The following is a 22,683-nucleotide window of genomic DNA, read 5'->3' on the forward strand; positions in this document are numbered from 1 at the left end:
ATTAAAAATCCTCACCGATGGAGAATTTTGGTGATTCATTAATTTCGTTTGATTTCATTACACCAGCTTTCTGATAATCACCAACTCTCTTTTCAAAGAAGTTTGTTTTTCCCTGAAGAGAGATCATGTCCATGAAATCAAATGGATTGGTACTGTTCCAAACTTTTTCACAACCTAATTCCATCAACAACCTATCTGCTACAAACTCTATATACTGACACATCAAATCAGAATTCATCCCGATCAATCTTACTGGCAAAGCATCTGTAACAAATTCCTTTTCTATCTCCACAGCATCTTTGATAATCATTGCAACTGTTTCTTTTGGAAGCTGATTTTTAACATGCTCGGTATAAAGGTGGCACGCAAAATCACAATGTAATCCTTCATCTCTAGAAATCAACTCATTTGAGAATGTCAGTCCTGGCATCAATCCTCTCTTCTTTAACCAAAATATAGAACAGAATGAACCTGAAAAGAATATTCCCTCCACGGCCGCAAATGCGATCAATCTTTCCTGAAATGATCCATTATCAATCCATCTTAAAGCCCACTCTGCCTTTTTCTTTACACAATCAATATGCTCGATAGCATTGAGCAATTTATCTCTTTCTTGATTATCCTTAATGTAAGTATCAATTAGTAAGCTATAAGTTTCAGAATGAATATTTTCCATAGCAATCTGAAAACCATAAAAGAATTTTGCTTCTGTATACTGTACTTCAGACACGAAATGCTCTGCTAAGTTCTCATTGACAATACCATCACTCGCAGCAAAGAATGCCAATACGTGAGAGATAAAATGTCTCTCCCCATCGTTTAGATTTTTCCAATCACTCAAATCTTGGCTCAAATCAATTTCTTCTGCAGTCCAAAAACTTGCTTCTGCTTTCTTATAATACTGCCAGATATCATTGTGCTGAATTGGGAATAAAACAAAACGATTTTTGTTTTCCTGAAGAATTGGTTCGTACTGTTGCATTGCTATAAAGAGTTAAATTTATGAAAGTCTTAGACTTGAAAAGACTTTAGATAATTTTGCTTCGAAGACTAGGGCTGTTGAGGCTAATAAGTGATCACTGCCTCTGAGCAAATATGACTAACAATTTTTAAAAATAAAACCCGCAAACTTTCTATTTCATTAGTTTTTTAAACAAGAGTCAAAATATTATAATATATTGATTTTAAATTATTTATAATGTTTGTATAAATCATTTAATTAAATCTAAATAGGCTCAAAGCCCATTTTAAAGTTTTTGAAAAAAATTGAAAAAAAATATTTACCCCAAAAACAGGCAATTTTTTGACTATTGGTCAAAAATAAAGGTTTTACAAAAAATCATTAAACAAAACCTTCAAAAACATTAATAAACAGTGAATTAGGTGTTAAAAATAAAGTTGGTGCAAAACAAAATTTTGAGGTTACTCATTTCAAAATTAAAGCTATAGATAACATTAGTTTAAAAATCATTCAGACAATCGATAAGAATAGAAGGAGTTCTAAAATTTCACTAAATTCTTATCAAGAATAAAAACCTTGGCTCTACTATTATTTTTCTTTCTAGATAGATCCAGAAAATTAAAAAATAATTAGAGAAGTTTGGGTTGAAGAGTCCTAGCATTTCCAAAAAAGAGGAGTAAAACAGTTTCTTATTTATAAACAAATTTTTTTGTATCAATACGACTTGCTATATTTGCACCTCAATTTAATAAAAAGTATCCAACGAAAATCTATGTACGCAATAGTTAACATCGCAGGAAAGCAGTTCAAAGTAACAAAAGATCGGTTCGTTTATGCACCAAAGTTGCAAGGCGAAGCTGGCGCTTCCGTGGAATTTGACCAAGTACTGTTGGCGGAAGACAACGGAACAGTGTCAATTGGTGCTCCAATCATCGCAGGAGCAAAGGTATCAGGTAAAATCCTTGATCATGTAAAAGGTGACAAAGTAATCGTTTTCAAAAAGAAAAGAAGAAAAGGTTACAAAAAGAAAAATGGTCACAGACAAGATTTTACTAAAGTATTGATTGAAAATATTGTATTATAAGATATCCTATTAGGAATCATAAACATCAAAAATCATGGCTCACAAGAAAGGTGTCGGTAGTTCTAGAAACGGTAGAGAATCACATAGCAAGAGGCTAGGTGTTAAGAAATTCGGTGGCGAATCAGTTATTTCTGGTAACATCATCGTCAGACAAAGAGGAACAAAACATCATCCAGGAGAAAATGTAGGATTGGGTAAAGACCATACACTTTTCGCAACTGCTGATGGAAAGGTTGAATTCAAAAAGAAATTTGACGGAAAATCTTATGTACACGTAGTTCCAGCTACAGCATAAGTTTTACACATATTAATTACAAAGAGGGTTTTTTTCAAAAGACCCTCTTTTTTTTGTTTAATTTTTTATCTGGAAGTGCGGAAAAATATTTTATGATTATCAGCAAAGACACCACTATGTGATTTTATCAAAAATAATTTTGCGGATAAATGTAAACTGTCGACGGCTAACAGTCCACACTTGTGCGCCAAGGCGTAGCAATTTAATTTTAGGATTTAGATTATTTTAAATGGCTATTGGTAAGAATGCGGATATACATCAAATATTTTTTACTTTTTCAAATCCAACCACCTATCAAGAAAAATGTCTTTAACTTGGAAAGAACCTAGATTTTGAAGTAATTAAGTGGTTGTAATAAACTGAAGCTTCATCTTAAATAAAAAGCCAAGCCCATATGAATTTAAAAAACTACTTACTCACCTTGATTTTTCTTTTGTGCATTGATAAAGGATTTGCACAAAAGAAGCCATTGCAATTAGAAGACTATTCCAAATGGTCTAGAATAGTGTCTCCTACTCCATCTCCTGATGGAAATTGGTTTGCTTATGCCCTTCGCCCTAATGGTGGGGATGACACCTTACATTTGAAATCACTTCAACCCGAAGACCTTCAAGTTATTCCATTTGGCTCCTCCCCTACATTTTCAGAGAATAGTAAATTTTTCGCTTATTATACCAATCCAAATAAAGCTGAAACGGAAAAACTAAGAAAGGCAAAAAAGCCAGTGATTCAAACAGCTCACCTTAAGTCCCTCAGCTCAAATCATAAATTCGAAGTAGAGAGAGCAAGAAGAATGGATTTCTCTAAAGATGGTAAATTTTGGGTAGTTCTTAAAGAAAAACAAGAAAACACTAAAACTGAAGTTAGAGGAGCGGATTTGGTTTTATATGATTTGACTAAAAATCAAGCTACGACATTAGGCAACGTAGTGGAGTTTGCTTTCAATCAAAAAAGTACGCATTTGGCTTATATTATTGATGCTGAAGATCAAATAGGGAATGGCGTTTTTTTACTTGACTTAAGCAACATGTCTACTTCAATTTTAGATAGCGATAAAGCATTGTATCAAAATTTAACTTGGGATGACAGTCAAGCAAAAAAAGTAGACTGGTCCAACAAAGGGAATCAAATTGCTGTATTAAAGGGAAATAAAGTGGATAGTCTTTTGCAGCAGGATAATTCCTTGCTTGTCTTTTCTGATTTAAATAACACTATCAAAAAGCAAGTCCTTACCAATAAAAGTGCGGATTTTCCTTCTGATTTTGTAATTAGTGACAAAAGTAGAATAGCATTTAGTAATGATGGTTTTTCAGTCACTCTTGGAATAAAAGAACAAGAAGTAAAAGAAAAAATAAGTAAAGACACTATTGCAAATGTAGATGTTTGGCATTGGAAAGATGACTATATTCAGTCAGTTCAGATTGTTAGAGCCAATAGAGACAAGAATTTTACTTACAGTGCTATTTACCACATCAATTCTGGGAAATTTGTGCGGTTAGCAGATGATAATTTGAAATTTGTAAGTGATTCTAAGCATTCAAAATATAGGATTGGTAGAGATGATACTCCCTACATCAATGATGTAAATTGGGGAATATCTCCAGCTGATATGTACCGAGTTGACATTGCCACGGGTGAAAGAAAGAAGTTTGAAGATCTAGTAATCAGACCTTTGGGAGACTCACCTGATGGTAAATATTATTTATATCAAAAGGATACTGCGCTTATTTTATATAATGTAGACACAGATACTAAAACCAATATTTCTCAAAAAGCATCAGTGATCTTTATGGATATGGAACATCCTTATCCTCACGAAAACCCACCTTTTGGTGTGGCAGGTTGGACCAAGGATGGGAAAAGTGTAATCGTCAATCACAAGTATGATTTGTGGATGTTGGCTCTAGATGGATCAAAAGCTGAAAACATTACTAAAATAGGTGACAGCCAAGAAATTAGATTTCGTCATCTCAGTCTAGACTCAGAAGAAGATTGGATAGATACTAAAGAACCTTTCCTACTGACCGCTTATGGAGAATGGACCAAAAAAGAAGGTTTCTATGAACTTACGATTGGTTCCCAACCAAAACCAATTGTGTTTGAAGATATGGGCTATGGTAGGCCTATAAAAGCAAAAAACGCGAACAAAGTATTTTTCACGAAACAAACATTCATAGATTTTCCTGATTACTATTTCGCTAATCTGAACTTTGCAAATCAAAAGAAAATCACAAATGCTAATCCACAACAAAGTGAATATAAATGGGGAAAGAGAAAATTGGTTGATTTTACAGACAGTCGAGGAAATAAACTACAGGGGACATTAACTTTTCCTGCGGATTATGAAGAGGGAAATGCATATCCTACTATTTTCTACTTTTATGAAAAAATGTCAGATAGACATCATCAATATTCTATGCCTGTGTATGATGATCGACCACATTTCTCTACTTATGCTAGTAATGGATACTTGATTTTTATGCCTGACATTGTATTCGAAGAAGGCAAACCTGGTACAAGCTCTCTCGATGTCATCACTTCAGCTGCCAAAGAACTGATCAAGTTAGGTTATGCAGATAAAGATAATATTGGATTACAAGGACATAGCTGGGGAGGCTATCAGACCTCATTTATTCTAACCCAAACAGATATGTTCAAATGCATAGTCACTGGTGCACCTCCAACTAATCTAGAGAGTTTTTATAATAATATTTATGGAAGCTCTGGAACAGTTCATCATGGCATCATGGAAATCGGACAAGTAAGAATGGGGAAAGGAGTTACTCCATGGACACATAGAGAAATTTATCAAAGAGAAAATCCAATGCATCATGTACCAAATATCAAAACACCATTTATGATTTTGCATGGAACTGCTGATGGAGCAGTGGATTGGTCTCAGGGCTTGGAACTATTCAATGCAGCTAGAAGAATGGGGAAAGAAGTGATATTTCTCTCTTACCCCAATGAAGGACATCACCTAGCCAATGAAGCAAATCAAAAAGATTTTCAAAAAAGGATGAAAGAATACTTTGACCACCACCTTATGGGTAAAACAGCACCTGAATGGATGGAAAAAGGGGTTCCTCATCTCAAAAAACAATACAATAAAGCAGATTAAGAGCTTCTAAGCTTAAACTTTGATAAAGCCAGCCAAAGATATTTTGACTGGCTTTATTATTTTTCCCTTTTGTAGCTTAAAAAAAATACGTCCTATTTACTTCTAATTTATAAATGGAGGACAGCTGCTATCCAAATTAAATTTGGCTCCACCAAAACAAGCGATACGGTTTTATATTATTTTTATACACTTTAAAATTTTTTAAAGAAGTTTACGGTTTTTACCTCTTTATTTTACTTTTTGATCTAGTCATACTTGATTTTTGAATTATTTTTTCTCTAACTTTTAAGAAGTAAATAAACTAACAACAAACCAATCAGACTATGAGAAAAATATTACTAGCAGTCATGCTTTTAATGATTGCCTCAATTGGGCAAATCCAAGCACAACAAAAAACAGTCAAAGGAACGGTAATTTCCAATGCTGATAATCAACCGATTCCTGGTGCAAATATTCAAATTAAAGGAACTACTATAGGAGCTATCACTGATATAGATGGAACCTTTAGTATTGATATTCCTGGGAATGAATCGGTTCTTCTCGTAAGCTACATTGGCTACCTATCAAAAGAAGTTCTAGTAGGTAATCAATCGACTTTTAATATTTTGCTTGAAGAAGATGTCAAGCAACTTGGCGAAGTTATAGTTGTAGGATATGGAGAGCAGGACAGAAAAACACTTACTTCGTCAATTTCATCTGTTTCTTCAAAAGACATTCAGAATTTGCCAATGGCATCACCTGATCAAATGATGCAAGGTAGAGCTGCCGGTGTGCAAGTGAATTCATCTTCCGGTACTCCAGGTGGAGGTATGTTTATTAGAGTTAGAGGTAGTACTTCTATTAATGCAAGTTCTGATCCACTTTATGTAGTGGATGGGATACCCATTGTATCAAATAATCAATCAGCTGTAGGTCTTGGAGGACAAATCACAAACCCCTTAGCTGATATCAATCCAGCTGATATAGAATCAATGGAAATCTTGAAGGATGCATCAGCTACTGCTATTTATGGAGCAAGAGCTGCCAACGGGGTAGTACTCATCACCACCAAACGTGGAGCAGTACAAAAAGCAAAAATTGAAATTAGTTCTTATGTGGGAATTCAGTCATTATGGAGACAGCCTGATGTGGTTGATGGCCCTACATTTGAAAGGCTCATCAATGAAGCTAGGATAAATAATGGACAAACTCCAATATATGCAAATCCAGATGCTGCGTTGAATACTGACTGGATGGCTCAAATTTTTCAAGATGCACCAATCAAAAATTTTGATGCTTCTATCACAGGTGGTACAGAGAAAGTGAAGTACTTAGTGTCTTTGAATCAGTTTGATCAAGATGGGATAACAAAGCCCTCAAATTTCAATAGAACTTCAGGACGGGTTAATCTTGATTTTGCAGCAACTGATAAGTTAAATATTGGGACAAGCATTTTAATTTCAAGAAATTTCAGAAACCGAGTAAGGAATGATAATAACATCTTCGGAGCAATTGGAGCTGCTTATTTCTTACCTACCAATGAGCCAATCTTTCAACCTGATGGTTCATACACTAAGTTCTCGATTTTTGAAAATCCAAAAGCTGCGGTTGATGAAGTTGATATCGGTATGCTTACCAATAGAATATTGGCCAATATCTATGCAGACTATGAAATTGCACCTGGCTTGATTTTCCGATCCACATGGAGTCTAGATTACAACAATGTAAAAGAAGATATCTATGATAACACATTGCTTAATACTGGAGCTGCTACAAACGGAAATGCCAATTCAATTGTAACAATTAATGACAACTGGATTTGGGAAAATGTTCTTTCCTACCAAAAAAACTTCGGAACTGATCATAGTTTCAATGCCTTGTTAGGTTATTCTGCTCAAAATAGCTACTTCGAAAGGACAAGGGCTTCAGGACAACAGTTTCCAAGTAATGATTTCCGCAGAATAGCAAGTGCAGCTGTACAAACATCATCTTCTGAAGGAAGTGGATGGGGAATAGAAGGTATTTTCGGTCGTGTCAATTATGCATACAAGGAAAAATACCTAGCTACAGTCAATATAAGACGAGATGCTTCTTCCAGATTTGGAGCAGCGAATCAGGCTGCAGTATTCCCATCCGTAGCAGTAGGTTGGGTACTTACTGAGGAAAATTTTATGGCTAATCAGTCATTTTTCAGTACTCTGAAGCCTCGAGCAAGCTGGGGTATCACAGGTAACCAAACAGGAATTGGCGATTTTCAAGCTAGAGGGCTTTGGGGTGGTGGAGCAAATTACACTGACTTCCCTGGAACAGCACCTAATCAATTGGCAAACCCAGACCTTAAGTGGGAGACTACTACCCAAACCAATGTCGGTATAGATATAGGTATCTTAAATGATCGGTTTACTTTCACTTTTGATTATTACGACAAGCAAACAAAAGATTTATTATTAGCCGTTCCACTTCCTAGATCTACTGGATTCAACTCATTGGTTCAAAACTTTGGTGAAATGGAAAACAAAGGTTTTGAAGTGGGTATCAATGGTATTCTGATCAACAAAAAAGATTTCTCTTGGGATTTTGGATTTAATATTTCCCAAAACAGGAATTTGGTTAAAAGAATTTCAGCTCCCTTCAATGTATTTACCAGAGACTTGATAAGAGTACAGGAAGGTTTCCCTCTTTTCTCTTTCTGGCTGAACGAACAAGTCAGAGTTGATCCTGAAACTGGATTATCAATCTATAGGACTGTAAATGGAGAAGCTGCAGTAAACTCCCCTGATTTCAATTCAGGAAGAGATCGCTTTATTGTAGGTAATGCTCAGCCCGATTTCTTTGGAGGCTTAAATTCAAATCTTAGATTTAAAAACTTTGATTTCAATATGTTCTGGCAATATACAGTTGGGAATGACCAGTTAAACTGGGTAAGATTCTTCCAAGAACATGGTGGCACGAGAAATACAGGGTTTGTTAGTTCACAGTTGAGAAGATGGCAACAGCCTGGAGACATTACTGATGTACCAAGAATGATTTCTGCAAACTATAGAGGTGATTTAAGACCTGATAGATTCTTAGAAGACGGCAGTTATTTAAGACTCAAAAACTTGTCGCTCGGCTATACTTTGCCATCCACAATCTCTGAAAAAATTGGATTTAGCAGAATTAGGGTTTATGGTTCAGGCCAAAACTTGCTGACAATAACCAATTATACGGGATTAGATCCTGAAGTAAATACTGGAGCAGATCTGGGAGGACTTGCAGAAGGTATTGATCTTTACGCAATGCCACAGCCTAGAGTAATTATGGGTGGTTTGAATCTAACCTTTAAATAAGAACCAGATATGAAAATCATACAAAAAATAACTACATTATTATGTCTTGGTCTTCTCACATATTCTTGTAATGTTCTGGATCAAGAACCAGAATTACAGATATCAGACCAAAGAGCGATAACCAATCTTAGCGGTGCAAACTCCGCTTTATTTGGAGCATATGATCAGCTACAGGGAGTTTACCAAGGTCGTCTCCAAAGAGTCGGTGATGTTTCGGGTGATGTTTCTCAGAGTATTGGTACTTGGGATTTCTATAGAGAAATGGATACTTATGCTGTTTCTGCGGATAATACAGAGATCTTAGATTTATGGACATTTATTTATCGTACTGTAAATCAAACAAACAATCTTATAACTGAAGTGCCTAAAATAGATGCAATCCAGGCGGAAAAAGACAATATACTTGGTCAAGCACATTTTCTCAGAGCTTTAGCTTTTTTTGATGCAGCTAGAATTTGGGGTGGTGTTCCAGGTGTCGTTGGAAATTTGGGAATTCCATTAGTTCTAACACCTTCTAGAGGTGTGGATGAGAACTCCTTTCCTGCTCGTGCAACCTTACAAGCCACATATGCTCAAGTAAAATCAGATCTCAATGAGGCGTTAAGATTGTTGCCAGAAAATCAAGCCAATAATGCTGCTACGCGTGGAAGGGCTACAAAGAATGCTGCAAGAGCACTTTTGAGTAGATTGCATCTTTATTTAGGAGAATGGAATGAAGCTGAATCCCGTGCTTCTGAAGTAATAGCAGATAGCAAATTCACATTAGTTCCTTATGCATCCATATTTTCTTCAGATAATAGCAACGAGTCTATCTTTGAAGTTCAGTTTAATAATGCTGATCAAAGTGGTTTGAGGTATTGGTATGCTCCTGGTGCACTCGGTGGACGTGGTGAGTTAGCCGCCAATACTGATTTCTATAATAGTTTTTCCAACCAAGATAGCAGAAAAGCTCTATTTGGTCGGGATAACGTAGTCGGAGTATGGTATCCATCTAAATACATAAGAGCAGGTAATGTGGATAATGCCCATGTACTTAGATTAGCAGAAATGTACCTGAATAGAGCTGAAGCCCGAGCCAAGAAAAGTACTCCTGATCTGGTCGGTGCAAGAGCAGATCTCAACATGGTAAGAAACAGGGCAGGTATCGGACTATTTACTGATGACATCCCTCTCCTTATGGCTATTGAAAGGGAAAGAAGATGGGAGTTTTTTGCCGAAGGTCATATTTTCTTCGATTTGGTTAGGACTGGCCGAGCACTTACCGTTCTTCGAAATGTGAATAGAAGAAACGGCCCTCCTGTTAGCCTTACTGATGCAAACAGACAGCTTATGCCAATACCTAGAAGTGATATAGACTCTAACCCTAACATTACACAAAATCCAGGTTACGGAAATTAACCTTTTTAAAAATAGTAGCCTTCTGGAACGCATGCGTTCCAGAAGGCTTTTTTTTCACACAACCTTTTAACCATTGGTCATTTTTTATACCTGAAATTTTATAAAATCAAGTATCTTTTAATTAGCGTTAACAAACCCCTTATTCTATGAGAAAAATTTATATTTCTATGTTAGGTGTTTTCCTTTGGCTAATCTTATTCCCTAGTCAGGAAATCTCAGCACAAACTTATGATGAAAAAATATACGAGGCAGTACAATGGAGACTCGTTGGACCTCATCGAGGTGGCAGATCTGCTGCGGTGGAAGGAATTGCAGGAGCACCAGACACTTATTATTTTGGCGCTACAGGAGGCGGAGTCTGGAGAACAGACGATTCAGGGAAATCTTGGAAACCTGTCTCTGATGGCTATTTCGGCGGATCTATTGGCGCTGTAGCAGTAGCTCCAAGCGACACCAGTGTAGTATATGTTGGTGGTGGAGAGAAAACCGTGCGAGGAAACGTCTCCTATGGTTATGGAGTCTGGAAAAGTAAAGACTCTGGAAAATCTTGGGAACAAACAGGCTTAAAAGACTCAAGATTTATCCCAAGAATTAGAATTCACCCTAAAAATGCAGATGTGCTTTACGCGGCAGTTTTAGGTGATATTTTCAAACCAACACCGGATAGAGGAGTCTACAAATCTACTGATGGAGGGTACAACTGGGAAAAAATACTATATGTAAATGAGGTTTCCGGTGCAATTGATTTAATTATTGATCCAAATGACCCGGAAACGCTTTATGCTACAACTTGGGAGGTAAAACGGACTCCATACAGTCTTGAAAGTGGAGGGCCTGGATCAAAAATGTTTAAAACTACTGACGGAGGAAAAAATTGGACAGAGATTTCTAGAAACCCTGGATTACCAAAAGGTCTTTTAGGAATCATGGGGATTACAGTTTCTCCTAAAAACTCAAATAGACTTTGGGCAATTGTTGAAAACCTAGAGGGTGGAGTATTTAGATCAGACGATGGTGGTGCTACTTGGGAGAAGACAAACGAAGATCGAAACCTAAGACAAAGAGCTTGGTACTACACAAGAATTTATGCCGATACGCAAGATGAAGATATCGTTTATGTAGTAAATGTAAATTATCACAAATCAACAGATGGAGGCAAAACCTTCAAAAGCGGTAGAGCACCTCATGGTGACCATCATGATTTGTGGATAGATCCAAACAACAATCAGAGAATGGTCATCGCTGATGATGGTGGAGCTCAGGTTTCTCATGACGGAGGATCAAACTGGTCAACTTACATGAATCAACCAACAGCTCAGTTTTATAGGGTGACGACTGATAACCACTTTCCTTACAGAATCTACGGGGCACAGCAGGATAATAGCACAATGCGTATTGCACACAGGAATGAGGGTTCTTCGATTACAGAATCAGATTGGGAAGTCAGTGCAGGCTCCGAGAGTGGTTGGCTTGCCGTAGATCCAAATAATCCTGATGTGGTATTTGGAGGAAATTATGGTGGCCTTCTTCAGCGCTTAGACCACAGTTCTCAAGCAAGAAGAAATGTAAATGTTTACCCTGACAACCCTATGGGTCACGGTGCTGAGGGTATGAAATATAGATTCCAGTGGAATTTCCCAATTTTCTATTCGATCCATGATTCTAATATTCTTTATACGGGATCAAATCAACTTCATAGATCCACAAATGGCGGCCAATCTTGGGAAACAATCAGTGGTGACCTTACCCGAAACGCTAAAGAGAAACTAGGACCTTCTGGAGGACCCATTACAAAAGACAACACCTCAGTGGAATATTACAGTACTATTTTCTCTGCTGCGGAAAACCCACTTCAAAAAGGAGTGATTTGGACTGGATCAGATGATGGATTGGTTCATGTTTCTAAAGATGATGGGAAAACATGGGAAAATGTAACTCCTCCAAGTTTACCTGAGTGGACACAAATCAATTCAATGGAAGGTCATCCTTTCGAAGCAGGAGGTGTTTACTTCGCAGCTACATCTTACAAAAATGGAGACTTTGCCCCCTATCTTTATAAGACAACAGATTATGGGAAAACCTGGACAAAAATCGTCAATGGGATAGATCCAGAGCATTTCACCAGAGTTGTTAGAGCAGATCCTGTTAAAAAAGGAATTCTATATGCCGGTACAGAGACTGGCATGTATATATCCTTCAATGATGGTGCTAACTGGCAGCCGTTTCAGCTCAATTTACCCATAGTTCCAATCACTGATTTAACAATAAAGGAGAATAACTTGATAGCTGCTACACAAGGTAGAAGTTTCTGGATTATAGATGACTTGACAGTTCTTCATCAAATGTCAAATGAAGTTATTAATAAACCTTTCCACCTATTCAAGCCTCAAGACTCTTACAGTCTAGATGGAACAAGAAGAACTTCTTTGACAGCAGGCACGAACAGACCTGGAGGTGTTTTGGTCTATTATCATCTTAGAGAAGAACCAAAAGAAGAATTAAGAATAGAATTTTATGACAAACAAAAAAATCTAATCAGAGAATTCTCCACCAAAGGAATCGAGGGTGACACCTTGAAATACAAATTAGGATCTAATGAATTCAATTGGAACTTAAGAATTCCTGATGCTCGAGATTTCGAAGGCATGATCATGTGGTCTGGCCCATTAAGAGGTCCAAAAATTGTTCCAGGTGAGTATTCCGTGAAAATGATCGTAGATGGAAAAGCTCAAGAGCAAAATTTCAAAGTTTTGGCTGATAAAAGGTATCCTTCCACTCAGGCTGACCTTCAGGAGCAATTTGACTTCTTGTTAGCAGTAAGAGATAAGCTTACTGAAACTCACGAAGCTATCATCATGATTAGAAAATATCGAGACGAGTTAAATAGCATCATAGAAAAAGATAGTAAGCAGAAAAGAAGGATTGATCCTATCATCAAGCAAATCTCTGATATAGAAAAAGAGCTTTACCAAACTCAAAATAAAAGCGGTCAAGATCCACTAAACTACCCAATTCGTCTGAACAACAAATTAGCCCACCTCAATGTGATTGCAGGAACAGGCTCGTACAAACCAACAGATGGCGCTGAGGAGGTTAGAGTTGAGATCACTCGACAAATCAATATTCAGCTTAATAAATTTAGGGAAATTGAAAGCAATCAGATTTCAAAAATTCTAAATATTGAAGAAATGAAGACAGAATTAGAAAAAAAATAAATTTAAAAGCCACTCAAATTTGGTGGCTTTTTTGTGACTATTCACACCTAATTTTCGTAAAAAAGAGTATAAATTCGATCAGAAATTAAAATAAATAAAACCATGAACTACACAGAAAATTACAAAGGTGTAAAAATTGATGTTCAGTCTCCAAATTTAGATGTGAGCCAAGAAATTCAATCTGAAATAAGAAATTGTATCAATAAACTTTCAAAGTTCACTAATGACATCAATGCTCTTGATGTCTATTTCAAAGCAGAGGGTCAAGGTGGATCAGCCACGACAACCGTTGGAATGCGTGTTGGAATCCCAGGACCTGATGTATTTGCAGAAGAAAAAGGAGAAAACTGGGTTGGAATGCTGAAATCTGTGACTGATAAAAACATCAGACAGATTCAGAAAAATAAATAATCGAAATTATTTCCGATAAAAATTAAAAGCTTCAGGTTAAAATAACCTGAAGCTTTTAATTTCATTAATAAAATTAAGCGCACTACTTGGGCTAATAATTAAAATAAATACAATACCAATTAATGCCCCATATAAATGGGCATCATGATTGACGCCATCATTACCTTTTTTGGCTTGTACCACAGAATAAATCAAAAATAAAATTCCCAATGCAAAACCTGGAAGGCAAATAATACCAAACAGACAAATGTCCGAAAGCGGCATTAGAATGATACTTGCAAAAACTGTCGCTGCTACTCCTCCACTTGCCCCCAATGCTCTGTAGAAACTATGATTTTGATGCTTCAGGAATGTTGGAACATCTGCAATCACAATTGCTGCTACATAGAATAGCACAAACACAACTGTACCAGGGATAAAACCTAAACGGTATAATAAGAATTGCTCCACTGCACCTCCAAAGAAATAAAAGGTGAACATATTGAACAGCAAGTGCATGCTGTCCTTATGGATAAATCCAGAAAGAACGAACCTGTCATATTGATTCTTATTCTTAATTAAGTAAGGTGTGAACATCCACCTATCAAGTATCGATGGATTTTTGAACCCCCAGTATGAAGTCATAACGGTGATCACTATAAGGACCACCGTCGTTGATAATTCTATCATGTAATTCTATTTATTTTTCTCTGTGAACCAAATCTTCGGTTAATTCAAGTAAAGCACTAAAGCTTGATTTTATTGGTACATCTAATGAGTTGAACTGATCAAATCCTTTTTTGAAATAATCATGCATCTTAGCTTCTGTTAGTGCTTTGATTCCGATTTGGTTATAAATCGAAGTTACAGCTTTTACTTTTTCCTGCTTATCAAAATCAACTTTAGCTAGCCAATCTTCCAATTGGTTTTTCAACTCACCTTGCGCAAGCTCTTTCGCTTTAATCAATAAAAACGTTTTTTTATTGGCGATAATATCTCCACCTACTTGCTTTCCGAATTTTGCTTGATCCGCATAAACGTCCAGTAAATCATCCTTGAGTTGGAATCCAATGCCAATATTCACTCCAAAATCATACAGCTTCTGTGCTTCTTCTCGAGGAGCATCTGCTAAAATTGCACCAAATTGCAAAGCAAAACCCAATAGAACAGCTGTCTTTTGTCTGATCATATCAATATAATCTTCCTCTAGAACAGTTTCTATTTTTTCAAAATTCATATCATGCTGCTGTCCTTCGCAAACTTCAGCTGCCGTTTGATTGAATAGCCGAAGTGCTTCGGGAAGCTTTTCCGGAGACACATTCACCAACATTTCATAAGCCTTTACCAACATTACATCACCTGAAAGTATGGCTGTGTTTGCATTCCATTTCTCGTGAACAGTAGCTTTGCCTCTTCTCAGCGGTGCATCATCCATGATATCATCATGCATCAAGGTAAAGTTATGAAATACCTCAACCGCTGATGCAGGTGTCAGAATGGAGCTATAATCTTCTTTGTAGAGTGAATATGCCATCAAAGTCAATAAAGGACGAATTCTTTTTCCTCCGAGACTCATGATATAGCTTATCGGCTCGTACAATTCGATTGGAAAATTCCCATATTGGAATCCTTGGATATGATTTTCTAAATCTTGTAAAAGCTTACTTACGCTTACGGGAGTTGTTGTTTGATTCATTACCTGCAAATTCCAAATCTATAGTTCTTCTATCTATGTCAGTAGCAACTACTCTGACACTTACTTTATCACCCAATGTGATCATTTTTTTATTTTTTGTTCCAATTAAGCGCATGTTTTTTTCGTCAAACTCATAGTAATCATCATTCATATCCTGAACTCTGATCATTCCTTCACACTTTGTCTCTGTGATTTCCACAAAAACTCCCCACTCTGTGACTCCAACAACAATCCCATCATAATCCTTATCTTCTGCAAGTGCCATAAATTCCACTTGCTTGTATTTGATTGAGGCACGTTCTGCGTTTGATGCCCTTTTCTCTCTATCTGAAGAATGCAAACACTTGTCTTCCCAAGTCTCTGACTCAGGAGATTTGCCACCATCAAGATAATGCTGCAATAACCTATGAACCATCATGTCAGGATACCTTCTGATAGGCGATGTGAAATGCGTATAATGCTTAAAAGCTAATCCAAAGTGACCCTTTGGTTCCACAGTGTAAATTGCTTTCGCCATACTTCTGATCGCCAATTGCTCTAACACATTTTGCTCTGGTTTCCCTTGAATTTCGTCCATCAACTGATTCAAGGCTTTTGAAATTCTATTCCCTTCACCAACTTTTATTTCATGTCCAAACTTCTTTGCAAAATTTGAAAATGTTTCTAAACGCTCCAAATCAGGATGATCGTGAACTCTATATACAAAAGTATCCGCTCCTTTGTTTTTATCAAAGATAAACTCTGCCACTGTCCTATTCGCTAAAAGCATAAATTCTTCAATCATTTTGTGAATGTCCTTACGCTCCTTTACAAAAAGCCCAAGGGGAGTGCCCTTTTCATCTAATTGAAATTTTACTTCCACAGTCTCAAAGTTAACAGCCCCTTTGTCAAATCTTCTTCTACGAAGCTTTTTAGCCATATCATTCAAGAAGGTCAACTCTTCAAAGAAATCACCACTTTGATTATCGATATTTTCCTGAGCTTGCTCGTAAGCAAATCTCCTATCGGAATGAATAACGGTTCTACCTATCCAATGCTTCACTACATCTGCATTTTCATCCATTTCAAAAACACAAGAAAATGTAAGTTTATCTTCATTGGGACGCAAGGAACAAAGTCCATTACTCAACCGCTCCGGAAGCATAGGAATGGTCCTATCTACCAAATATACAGAAGTCGCTCTATCATAAGCTTCTTTTTCAAGACCTGTTTTTGGCTTTACATAGTGTGTTACGTCGGCAATATGAACACCTATTTCAAAATTACCATTGTCCAATACCCTATAAGAAATAGCATCATCAAAATCTTTTGCATCTGCCGGATCTATGGTGAAAGTGGTGATTCCTCTGAAATCCTTTCTATTTTTAATTTCTTCCTTGGAAATCTCATCCGAGATCGCTTCTGCTTCTTTTGTGATATCTTCTGGATACTCGAATGGCAGTCCAAATTCAGCCATAATGGAATGTATCTCCACCTCATGCTCTCCTGCTTTTCCTAAAACTCGAGTTACTTTACCTGTTGGGTTTTTGTCACCTTCTCTCCATTCAGTCATCTTGACGACAACCTTCTGATTGTGCTCCGCACCACCAAGATCACCTTTGTGGACAAAGATATCATGATGCATTTTCTTGAAATCAGGAACAACAAAGGCAAATCGAGGGGAAATCTCAACTCTCCCAACAAACTCGTCTCGACTTCTTTCTAAAAGTTCGAGTACTTTTCCTTCCATTCTACCTGTATGCCCTTTTAGTGGATAAACCATCACTCTCACTCTATCTCCATCTAGTGCATTTTTTAAATCAGCTTCTTTGATCAATATATCCTCTTCAATGTTATGCTTAGCATCCACTACAATATATGCGAATCGAGGATTCACAAAATCTACTACACCTTCTATAAAATCAGGTTCTTTGTTTGATGAAAAATAATTCCTAGGCGATTTTGAAATCGAACCTCCAGCTGCCAGTTTATGAAGGATCGGCTCTACACCACCTTTCACAACTGAATCTCGGATTTCTAATTTTTTAACAATTTGCTTGGAGTTAAATTCTTCTCCAAAATGATTATCTAAAAAGTTCAATACTTTTCTTGCTAACTGAGCGGAATCCATTACTTTCCCGCCTTTAGCTTTGCCTTTACTGGCTTGATTCTTTGATTTTCTTCCCATAAAAATGAGTTTTTAATATTTTTCTTAATTTAATGATTATCCAGTTCGGAAATAAGGATTTCCAAACAAAGTATAGGATTGATTTTAAAAAGGGGTGTTTTTGATTTCTTGGAGGGCTTCAAGAAGCTTCCACTTGAAAAGTAGGGACAAAAACTCTTAACTTTCGGGCTGCTATTCAAAACTTTTTCACTTACGATACCCAAAGATAAGAATAAGAATATTGCCAAAAAGGTTCAAAAGGAAGAAAAAGAAGAGAACAAGTTGACAATTTGATTAGAAAACTTGCTCTTAAGATTAAAACTTCGGGAAATCCCTCCATGAAACCAAATTGCCTGCAGATCGCTTTTGGTTTTCATTCCCTCCATAAACCAAGATTTTTTGGAGTCCTTCAATTTTTGAAATCTGCTCAAATTTATTAAGACTATCAAACATGTCGGTTGTGACGGTTTTGAAGGCTTTGAATTCCACAATGCTTTAATCCAATCCCTTGTCCACAAGCAGATCAACTTCATTGCCTCCAGAATCTCTCCAAAACCATATATCTTCTACATTATTTGCATGATGCATTTGTTTTACATATTCCGCAATCATCATATTTTCAAATAAGGCTCCTTTAAAAGGATGAATCAACAATTTCTCAGCGGAAGAGATTTTAAGCAAGTGGCAAAGCAATCCTGTGTCATAAAAATACAGCTTCGGAGTTTTCAAAACTCTCTTGCTAAAATTCTTATAATATGGGTAGAGCTGAAAAGTAATGAAACTTTGCTCCAGTGCGGAAAGCCAGGCTTTGGCAGTAGGCTGAGTTATCCCACATTCATTTGCCAAAGCATTCAAATTCAGTAACTGTCCCGCATGAGCTGCACAAAGCGACAGAAAATTCTGAAATAAGCGCATTTCCCTAATCGCAATCAATTCACTTACATCACGATTGATGTAAGTTTGTATGTAGTTCGAATAAAATATTTTTGTCGGAATGTCTCTATGATAAATAGCTGGATTGTACCCTTTGACCAAATTATCCAAGAATTCATCTTGCAACAAACCAGCTGAACTTAGTTCTAGATGATCTAAAGGGAAAAGCTTAAAAATAGCAACTCTCCCTGCCAAACTCTGAGTTATGCTCTGCATCAAATGGAAGTTTTGGGAACCTGACAACACATAAGATCCCATCCTTTCAGGATGCTCGTCCACTTTGGTTTGAAGATAGGAAAAGAGCGCAGGCACTCTCTGAACTTCGTCGAAAATCACTTGAAGATCGTATTCTTCCAAAAACCCATTGGGATCTTTTTCAGCAAAATTCCGAAAATCAGGATTTTCAAGACTGATATAGCGATAATCGCGAAACAAATCCTTCAATAAAGTAGTCTTTCCAGATTGTCTTGGGCCAGTCAGAGCGATGATGGGATACTTTGGTATCATCTCCTTTACTGCATCATATAACCTCCTGTTAATCAGCATTTTTTTATTTCAAAATTAATACAAATTTTGAATTAACACGAACTCAATTTTGAATTAACACGTATTTTATTTTTAAATAACATGACATCCATTTTGAAACAACACGTCGAGAATTTTGAAATAACATAAAGCTAATTTTAAAAAAACACTTATTTCAATCACTCTTGTTCTAAATCTAAATTGATAATCTCAAAATCAATTTCCGGTGGCAAGCCTTGAAAAGCCAAATAAATCTGTGCGGTCACCAAAACATCTCTCAAACAATATTCACGAATTGACTGCAAATCATTTTGATTATAATAGGCATCATTCACTTGAGAACCATCAATTCCTTCTTTAGAAGTCGGAATATCAAAAACTGCTGCCAATAATTCCAGTCTTGTATAATGCTTGTAGTCACCAAATTTCCATAACTCCAAAGTATCCAAGTGCCTTATTTCCCAAGGCTTCTTTCCAGCCATCTGAAGTGGCTCTGGCAAAGGAATTCTATTAATCAAAATTCTTCTGGCGAGATAGGGAAAGTCAAACTCTTTCCCGTTGTGGGCGCACAAAGTCCAAGATTTCTTTTGAAGCAATTCTGAAAACTCTAATAGCGTCTCATATTCATTGTCTGAAGCATAACTCTTAGTTCGGAATCTTAAGGTCTCACTTTCTTTATCAAACTTAAAGTAGCCTACACCTACACAGATTACTTTTCCAAACTCTGCATAAATACCCGCTTTTTCAAAGAAAAGACTTCCTTCTTCACTCTCTGCATCAGACTTGTGGATTAGTTTTTCCTTTTTGATCCACTCATCCTGAATCCTCTCCGGAAGTGCATCAAAATTTGATTCAGCAGAAGCTGTCTCTATATCCAAAAACAGGACATCACTCAATTCATTTAAAAAATCAGTCATGTTATTTTTATCTATGCAAAACACCTTCGAGACCAAGCTCGGGAATCATACGCACATTCGAAGGATCCATGCTACCTTCTGTAAAGATAAACTTTTTGTCGAAAATCTGATCTAAAATATAGTAACTAACCCAAAATTCATTATTCAATACAAATACTGCTGGATCAATGGGTTCTACTTTAGCGACTGACTCAGAGCCCAATTCTTGGATCATATGCCTAAGGACAGAAGTCTTCTTTTCCTCTCCATTTATATTTCCATAGCCTTTAGAAGTGATCATTACTGTATGTAACTCTATCAAGTTCAAATTGATAATATAAACTGACCACTCCTCATTCCCATTAACTATTTCTTTTGCAATAGCCAATTTTACACCCGTAACTGGTTGAAAATCAATGTCTTTTTTCATCCTAATTTTTATGTCAATATCCTTAACCCTCAACAAATTCCATTTCGAATAAATGGCCAATATGTGCTTTTACTTTATGCTTAACTTCATTTTCATCAACAGGTCTTCCCAATTCCAAATGCATAGATGTGACCGCTTTATCAGCAATTCCACAGGGGACAATATTTTTGAAATAATCTAAGTCAGCATTGACATTGAAAGCGAATCCATGCATAGTCACCCAGCGACTGGACTTTACACCAAGGGCACATATTTTTCTCGGATTCTCCTGTTTGAGGTGATCGAGCCATACACCCGTCAGCCCTTCTATTCTTCCTGCTTCAATTCCATATTCTCTAAGCGTAAGAATAATCGCTTCTTCCAAAAGTCTTAAATACTTATGAATATCTGTGAAAAAATTATCCAAATCCAAAATTGGATAACCAACAAGTTGACCAGGGCCATGATAGGTAATATCTCCACCCCGATTGATTTTATAAAATGTCGCCTCTTTTTCCTGAAGCCCTTTTTCATCTAGTAATAGATGAGCTAGCTCCCCACTTTTTCCCAATGTATAGACATGTGGGTGTTCTACGAAAAAAAGATAATTCTCTGTAATTTGCTGCTCTTTCTCGCCAACCTTTCTATTTTCAATCTTCAAAGCAACCGTTTTTGCGAAAATTTCTTCCTGAAAATCCCAGGTCTCCTTATAATCCTTTCGGCCAAGGTCTAGAAATTTTACTTTTTTATTTATAATTTGATTCACAGTTATTGTTAATTTCTTTGACAAACGCCAATAGTTAAACTTCAGTTCTGACAATTACTTGGCAGAGTCAATGATTTTTAAATTGATTTTTCAAAATTAAACAAATATTGTGATGGCAGAGCATAATGAAAAAGGAAAGCGTGCAGAAGAGTTGGCCAAGGATTGGCTGACGGGTAAGGGGTATGTTTTTAGAGAAGCAAATTACCGATATAGTCATTCAGAAATTGACTTGATTTTTGAATACAAAGACCTTCTTGTATTTGTTGAGGTAAAATTTAGAAGTGGTGTAGGCTTTGGATTTGCCGAAGAATTTGTTGACTATACCAAGAGAAAGCTAATCATCAAAGCTGCTGATCATTATATTCATGAAAATGATTGGCACAAAGACATTCGTTTTGATATCGTAGGAGTATATCAAGATAAAAATGGAAATGTTAATTTTAGACAATTTGAGGATGCATTTTATTAAAAAAGCCCTCCAAACAGAGGGCTAAAGATCAGCTTTTAGGCTTAAATCTCTCAACATAGTTTTCGACTGGATCTAGCGATTGCAAATAGCGATAAATCGCTCGCAGATCAGACTCTTCCATTCCAGAATACATGACCCAAGGCATTATAGTCTGAAAATCATCAGGAGCTAATTTTTCAGGGACATAATTGTTATCATCACTATACATTTTGAAACGTTGCACAAACATATCTTCTGTCCAATTCTTCAAACCACTTTCATGGGGCGTTAGATTTGGGGTGACTAAAATCCCTCCTGGCATTTCCATTTCTCGACCTCCTGCTAATTTTTCACCTACAAAGCTCCCATTTTCAAACTTGGTATGACAATCAGCACATGCGGCTGCATTGACCAAATATCCTCCATAGGCTATCTGATCACTTGGATCAGGTTTTTCAGTGAAATTAGCTTTCTCAGGCATTGTTTTCAAAATCAAACTAAAAGGAAAATCGGCTTTGGATTTAGGATGATTTGTATTTATTGGATCAAGTGTTCTAAGATAAGCTATTATAGCTTCCAAATCTTTAACATCCAATTGCCCATAGTTTTTGTAAGGCATAATTGGAAAAATAGCAGATCCATCTTTTCTAACTCCAGTAGAAATCAACCTTAAAAGCTCACCATCAGTCCAATCACCTATTCCCGCAGGCGTAATGTTAGCGGAAATAAATGTCCCTGGAAAACCCATCTTCTGATCAAAAACCTCCCCACCTGAACTCTCGGTTCCAGGAACTATAGGTCCAGAAAATAGACTGAAATCTCTCACAGAATGACAATCAACACAAACCATAACATGGTTTGCTAAATACTTTCCATATGCAACTTTTTCGTCAGTAATCTCTACCTTGAAATCAGCCGGCGGATCTCCAACATTTGGTAGTGCAAAGCTGATATATGCCACAGCTAATAAAATCAATATGACAAGTGAAGTAACAAAATATGCTAAAATCTTAATCCCCTTTTTCATAATTATCTTTTTTACATGTTTAATTTCTCTTATTAAAAATCACCTATTATCCTTCTAAAGCTTTC

At 36.6% G+C, this 22,683-nt stretch carries 17 protein-coding genes; 8 read left to right on the plus strand and 9 right to left on the minus strand.

Annotation, left to right across the window (positions count from 1 at the left end; translation table 11 throughout):
* Position 1: 1 nt before the first annotated feature.
* Complete coding sequence (locus tag BELBA_RS18640; RefSeq protein ID WP_014774234.1) at positions 2-982, minus strand: ribonucleoside-diphosphate reductase small subunit; 981 nt, start codon at positions 980-982, stop codon at positions 2-4.
* A gap of 751 nt (positions 983-1,733) precedes the next feature.
* Here BELBA_RS18640 and rplU point away from each other — a divergent pair.
* The 7 genes from rplU (at position 1,734) to BELBA_RS18675 (ending at position 13,793) form a co-directional block, all read left to right on the plus strand.
* Positions 1,734-2,045: a 50S ribosomal protein L21 gene (gene rplU / locus BELBA_RS18645; RefSeq protein ID WP_014774235.1), complete on the plus strand. Its 312-nt coding sequence runs from the start codon at positions 1,734-1,736 to the stop codon at positions 2,043-2,045.
* Positions 2,046-2,079: 34 nt separating this feature from the next.
* Complete coding sequence (rpmA, locus tag BELBA_RS18650; RefSeq protein ID WP_014774236.1) at positions 2,080-2,340, plus strand: 50S ribosomal protein L27; 261 nt, start codon at positions 2,080-2,082, stop codon at positions 2,338-2,340.
* Between the two features lie 394 nt (positions 2,341-2,734).
* Entirely contained in the window at positions 2,735-5,461 is a 2,727-nt protein-coding gene (locus BELBA_RS18655) for a S9 family peptidase (RefSeq protein ID WP_014774237.1), read from the plus strand.
* Between the two features lie 323 nt (positions 5,462-5,784).
* On the plus strand, positions 5,785-8,769 hold the full coding sequence (locus BELBA_RS18660; RefSeq protein WP_014774238.1) for a SusC/RagA family TonB-linked outer membrane protein: 2,985 nt from the start codon (positions 5,785-5,787) through the stop codon (positions 8,767-8,769).
* A 9-nt stretch (positions 8,770-8,778) separates the two neighbouring features.
* Positions 8,779-10,167, plus strand: coding sequence for a RagB/SusD family nutrient uptake outer membrane protein (locus BELBA_RS18665; protein WP_014774239.1), 1,389 nt, complete (start codon positions 8,779-8,781; stop codon positions 10,165-10,167).
* A gap of 146 nt (positions 10,168-10,313) precedes the next feature.
* Positions 10,314-13,382, plus strand: a complete 3,069-nt coding sequence (locus BELBA_RS18670) for a WD40/YVTN/BNR-like repeat-containing protein (RefSeq protein ID WP_014774240.1) — start codon at positions 10,314-10,316, stop codon at positions 13,380-13,382.
* Positions 13,383-13,484: 102 nt separating this feature from the next.
* Positions 13,485-13,793: an HPF/RaiA family ribosome-associated protein gene (locus BELBA_RS18675; RefSeq protein ID WP_014774241.1), complete on the plus strand. Its 309-nt coding sequence runs from the start codon at positions 13,485-13,487 to the stop codon at positions 13,791-13,793.
* A 36-nt stretch (positions 13,794-13,829) separates the two neighbouring features.
* On the opposite strand, the gene BELBA_RS18680 is transcribed toward BELBA_RS18675, so the two are convergent.
* From BELBA_RS18680 to lipB, 7 genes are all read right to left on the minus strand, one after another.
* Positions 13,830-14,459 carry a rhomboid family intramembrane serine protease gene (locus BELBA_RS18680; protein ID WP_041779765.1) on the minus strand — a complete coding sequence of 210 codons (630 nt, stop codon included), beginning with the start codon at positions 14,457-14,459 and terminating at the stop codon, positions 13,830-13,832.
* Positions 14,460-14,472: 13 nt separating this feature from the next.
* Positions 14,473-15,468: a polyprenyl synthetase family protein gene (locus BELBA_RS18685; protein ID WP_014774243.1), complete on the minus strand. Its 996-nt coding sequence runs from the start codon at positions 15,466-15,468 to the stop codon at positions 14,473-14,475.
* Positions 15,434-17,635, minus strand: a complete 2,202-nt coding sequence (gene rnr / locus BELBA_RS18690; protein ID WP_014774244.1) for a ribonuclease R — start codon at positions 17,633-17,635, stop codon at positions 15,434-15,436. Before rnr ends, BELBA_RS18685 begins: the two co-directional genes overlap by 35 nt.
* Before the next feature lie 474 nt (positions 17,636-18,109).
* Complete coding sequence (locus tag BELBA_RS18695) at positions 18,110-19,093, minus strand: ATP-binding protein (RefSeq protein ID WP_211208401.1); 984 nt, start codon at positions 19,091-19,093, stop codon at positions 18,110-18,112.
* A gap of 158 nt (positions 19,094-19,251) precedes the next feature.
* The gene (locus BELBA_RS18700; protein WP_014774245.1) at positions 19,252-19,989 is read right to left on the minus strand and encodes a 3'-5' exonuclease; all 738 of its coding nucleotides are present in this window, start codon (positions 19,987-19,989) and stop codon (positions 19,252-19,254) included.
* Between the two features lie 7 nt (positions 19,990-19,996).
* Entirely contained in the window at positions 19,997-20,398 is a 402-nt protein-coding gene (locus tag BELBA_RS18705; protein WP_014774246.1) for a hypothetical protein, read from the minus strand.
* 22 nt (positions 20,399-20,420) lie between these two features.
* A complete protein-coding gene (gene lipB / locus BELBA_RS18710; protein WP_014774247.1) occupies positions 20,421-21,143 on the minus strand; it encodes a lipoyl(octanoyl) transferase LipB in 723 nt (240 codons plus the stop codon).
* A gap of 112 nt (positions 21,144-21,255) precedes the next feature.
* On the opposite strand from lipB, the gene BELBA_RS18715 reads away from it, so the two are divergent.
* The gene (locus BELBA_RS18715; RefSeq protein WP_014774248.1) at positions 21,256-21,612 is read left to right on the plus strand and encodes a YraN family protein; all 357 of its coding nucleotides are present in this window, start codon (positions 21,256-21,258) and stop codon (positions 21,610-21,612) included.
* Between the two features lie 28 nt (positions 21,613-21,640).
* On the opposite strand, the gene BELBA_RS18720 is transcribed toward BELBA_RS18715, so the two are convergent.
* On the minus strand, positions 21,641-22,618 hold the full coding sequence (locus BELBA_RS18720; protein WP_014774249.1) for a c-type cytochrome: 978 nt from the start codon (positions 22,616-22,618) through the stop codon (positions 21,641-21,643).
* Positions 22,619-22,683: the final 65 nt, after the last annotated feature.

The organism is Belliella baltica DSM 15883, from assembly GCF_000265405.1.
In the GTDB taxonomy this organism is placed as follows: domain Bacteria; phylum Bacteroidota; class Bacteroidia; order Cytophagales; family Cyclobacteriaceae; genus Belliella; species Belliella baltica.